Genomic DNA, 814 nt, shown 5'->3' with positions numbered 1-814 from the left:
CTGTCGATGGACGGAAAAGGTGCCTGGCGTGACAACGTGTTCGTCGAACGGGTGTGGCGCAGCGTCAAATATGAAGAGGTTTATTTGAAAGCGTACGACTCGGTAGGCCACGCGCGTCGCTCAATCGGCAATTACCTGAACTGGTATAACCAGAATCGGCCTCATTCGAGGCTAGCCGATCAGACGCCGGATGAAGCATACTTCGCCACGCTGCCAGCGATAAAATCGGCAGCTTGATTTCCCCAACAATTCCACTTAAAAATCTCGGGACCCTGTCCGAACAAGCGGCGCCACCTCTTCATGAGGGCGGGGCACTCAACGCGAGTCGTTGTTCGGCCGACGTCTCGCGTGGCGCTGGGTAACACCGACCTCCGGGATTTCACTCTGACGGGACACGTCGAACGCCGACTGCAACACAGGTCGCGAAAGGAGAAGCTCCGTGGCGTCTGCACTGTCGTTTCCTCAACTGTTTTCAGACCCGGCAGGCGAAAGTCATTTTGCGTCGGTAAACATCGGACTCGTCACCCGCGACTTCGCGCCCCCCGCTGAATCCTTTGACGTGTCGGATTTCACGGCAGCGAGCCGCTGCGGATTTGTGCGCGTGCCCAGCGGATGGGTCGGCGACCTTCATCCTTCGCCCATGTGCCTGTGGGTATTTTTTCTCAGCGGGGAGATTGAGTTCGAGGCCAGTGACGGTGAACGACGTCGCGTCGCGGCAGGCAGCGCGATACTGCTTGAGGACACGACGGGCAAGGGGCATCAGAGTCGTGTCATTGGCGACGTGCCGGCGCTTCTCGCTTTGGTTCAAGTTTGA

At 58.4% G+C, this 814-nt stretch carries 2 protein-coding genes; both read left to right on the top strand.

Translation table 11 applies throughout. The annotated features are described in order from the left end of the window. On the top strand, window positions 1-237 hold a 237-nt coding region (locus tag GCT13_RS47970), incomplete at its 5' end, for an integrase core domain-containing protein (RefSeq protein ID WP_152767275.1). Between the two features lie 202 nt (window positions 238-439). After that, on the top strand, window positions 440-814 hold the full coding sequence (locus GCT13_RS47965) for a cupin domain-containing protein (protein ID WP_321575081.1): 375 nt from the start codon (window positions 440-442) through the stop codon (window positions 812-814).

The organism is Paraburkholderia franconis (assembly GCF_009362735.1).
GTDB classification, from domain to species: domain Bacteria; phylum Pseudomonadota; class Gammaproteobacteria; order Burkholderiales; family Burkholderiaceae; genus Paraburkholderia; species Paraburkholderia franconis.
The sequence above is the reverse complement of the archived record's forward strand: the minus strand, read 5'-3'. Positions and strand labels throughout refer to the sequence as shown.